The 2,529-nt window shown below is 57.8% G+C and carries 3 protein-coding genes; all 3 read left to right on the top strand.

Annotation, left to right across the window (positions count from 1 at the left end; genetic code table 11):
- Positions 1–79 precede the first annotated feature (79 nt).
- Positions 80–487 carry an IS66-like element accessory protein TnpA gene (gene tnpA / locus K787_RS23955; RefSeq protein WP_084672225.1) on the top strand — a complete coding sequence of 136 codons (408 nt, stop codon included), beginning with the start codon at positions 80–82 and terminating at the stop codon, positions 485–487.
- On the top strand, positions 484–828 hold the full coding sequence (gene tnpB / locus K787_RS0120185) for an IS66 family insertion sequence element accessory protein TnpB (RefSeq protein ID WP_022964620.1): 345 nt from the start codon (positions 484–486) through the stop codon (positions 826–828). Before tnpA ends, tnpB begins: the two co-directional genes overlap by 4 nt.
- A 91-nt stretch (positions 829–919) precedes the next feature.
- The gene (gene tnpC, locus K787_RS0120180) at positions 920–2,476 is read left to right on the top strand and encodes an IS66 family transposase (RefSeq protein WP_022964619.1); all 1,557 of its coding nucleotides are present in this window, start codon (positions 920–922) and stop codon (positions 2,474–2,476) included.
- Positions 2,477–2,529 lie beyond the last annotated feature (53 nt).

The following is a 2,529-nucleotide window of genomic DNA, read 5'->3' as shown; positions in this document are numbered from 1 at the left end:
TAAGCATCCGGTCAGCACCGTCTAGCATCTAAAGCGCTAATCAGAACAATAGGTTCCCACGTATTTTTGGTGGGAACCTATGACAAACCTAAACGAATCAACCCGGACATACCGGAGTCTTCCACGCCGGAGATATAGCCGGGACCACAAACGTAGGCTGGTCCAGGAGTTGCTGGATTCCGACTCCTCGGCAACCTTGGCGCAACTCGCACGCACTCACGACATCCATCCTAATCTACTGGGGAAATGGCGCCGCGATTATCAGCAAGGCTTGCTTGGTGAGCCCGCAAAGCCCGCTGCGGCGGCGCTGACGCTGCTGCCGGTGATGGTCTCGACCGCGTCACCAGCAGCATCGTCGAACCGCTCCGATGTTGCTGCCGTGCTCCCTATCTCATCGCTGGAGCTGCGTTTACGCAAAGGGTCGATGGTGCTTAACGGCGAGGTCACCACCGATCTGTTGCGTGATCTGGTTGAGGCGTTGCTATGATCGGTTTGCCCCCAGGAACCCGTGTGTGGCTGGCAGCCGGAGTTACCGACATGCGCCGTGGTTTCGATGGCCTCGCCGCGACGGTGCAAAGCACGCTGGATGAAGATCCGTTCAGCGGCCATGTCTTCGTCTTCCGGGGCCGCAAGGGCGACCGCATCAAGGTGCTGTGGTGGAGTGGCGATGGCATGTGTCTGTTGGCCAAGCGCCTGGAAGAGGGTCGGTTCGTGTGGCCTGGCGCGGAGACGGGAGCCGTTCATTTGACGCCCGCGCAACTGTCAATGCTGTTGGAAGGCATCGATTGGCGACGACCAAAAAGAACCCAGAATCCGACTCACGTCTGACTGCCAATAAAGCGCTGAAAGCCCCATATATGCTGATCTTCAGAGCACTTATCGATAGATAAAATGCGTCCTTTTTAGTAGAATATCGCGCATGCCAAAGCCCACCCAACTCCCCGACAACATCGCTGATTTAAAGGCCTTGCTATCGGCGCAGTTGGTTGAAGTGGCTGCGCTGACAGCAGAGCGCGATCTGCTGCGCGAGGAAAAGAACGATGACCTACAGCAGATCCAGCGACTGACCCTGTTGATCGATAAATTGCGGCGAATGCTGTTCGGTCGCAAGTCCGAAAAATTGATACAGCAAATAGAACAGTTGCAGCTGGAACTGGAAGAGCTGCATATCAACCAGGGTGAACGCACGCAGCAGGCCGGGGCCACTGCGCCTGCTAAGCCAGTTCGATCTGCACCCAATCGCCGGCCCTTGCCAGAACATCTACCTCGCGATACCCAAGAGCACCTGCCGCAGGATGCTAGCTGCCCTGACTGTGGTGGCGCCTGGCAGCGCTTGGGTGAAGATGTCAGCGAAGTACTGGAATATGTACCGTCCAGCTTCCGGGTGATCCGTCACGTGCGCCCCCGCATGAGCTGTACGTGCTGCGAACGGATGGATCAGGCGCCTGCGGTGAGTCGCCCCATTGCTCGCAGCTACGCCGGTCCCGGGCTGCTGAGCCGCGTCATGATCTCCAAATACCTCGATCATCAACCGTTGTATCGTCAGGCTCAGATCCATGCGCGTGAAGGTGTTGAGCTCAGTGAGAGTACCTTGGGTGATTGGGTAGGCGCTGTACACAAACTGGTGCGACCGTTGGTCGAGGCCTTGCAGCGTCATATCTTCAGTGCAACAAAGCTGCACACTGACGACACCCCCATTGCGGTGCTCGCTCCCGGCAATGGGAAAACGCGACAGGGTCGCCTCTGGGTCTATGCCCGCGATGATCGTTCCAGTGGCGATACCACCCCGCCGGCAGTCTGGTACCGTTACTCGCCGGATCGCAAAGGCATCCACCCGCAAACGCACCTGAAAGACTACGTCGGCATCCTGCAAGCCGACGCCTATGCTGGCTACGACGCCATCTATGAAACCGGTCGGGTCGTCGAGGCTGGATGCTGGGCTCACGCCAGACGCAAGTTCTACGACATGCATGTGCAGCGGCCAACACCCATTACCACACATGTTCTCGAACAGATTAAAGCGCTTTACGAAATCGAGGCCGATATACGCGGGAAGCCGCCGGATGAGCGCAAAGCAGTACGCCAGGAAAGAGCCACTCCGCTGGCCAGGGCGCTACACGCCTGGCTGATAGAAAAGCTACCCAAGATCTCCCGCAAATCGATCACCGCGGAGGCTATTGGCTATGCCATGAATCAGTGGCAGGCCCTTACGCGCTATCTCGATGACGGCCGCATCGAGATCGACAACAATGCGGCAGAACGAGCCTTGCGGGGTGTGGCGCTGGGGCGCAAGAACTACCTGTTCCTGGGCTCCGATGCTGGCGGCGAACGCGCAGCCACCATGTACAGCCTGCTCGGGACGGCAAAGCTGAACGACATCAATCCCGAGGCGTATCTCACTCACGTTCTCTCGGTCATTGCAGATCATCCGGTGAACCGGATCGACGAATTGCTGCCTTGGAATGTGAAGCTGTAGCCTCGACTAGAATAGCAATCCGCTCGTCAAGACGGTACTTACCGGATGCTTAC

The sequence above is a fragment of the Halopseudomonas pelagia CL-AP6 genome (assembly GCF_000410875.1).
GTDB classification, from domain to species: Bacteria; Pseudomonadota; Gammaproteobacteria; order Pseudomonadales; family Pseudomonadaceae; genus Halopseudomonas; species Halopseudomonas pelagia.
This window is presented reverse-complemented; position numbering and strand designations above follow the sequence as displayed.

Bases quoted from the DNA above. Each gene is read 5' to 3' on its own strand.
- tnpA (WP_084672225.1), top strand. From the start codon at position 80: ATGACAAACCTAAACGAATCAACCCGGACATACCGGAGTCTTCCACGC.
- tnpB (WP_022964620.1), top strand. From the start codon at position 484: ATGATCGGTTTGCCCCCAGGAACCCGTGTGTGGCTGGCAGCCGGAGTT.
- tnpC (WP_022964619.1), top strand. From the start codon at position 920: ATGCCAAAGCCCACCCAACTCCCCGACAACATCGCTGATTTAAAGGCC.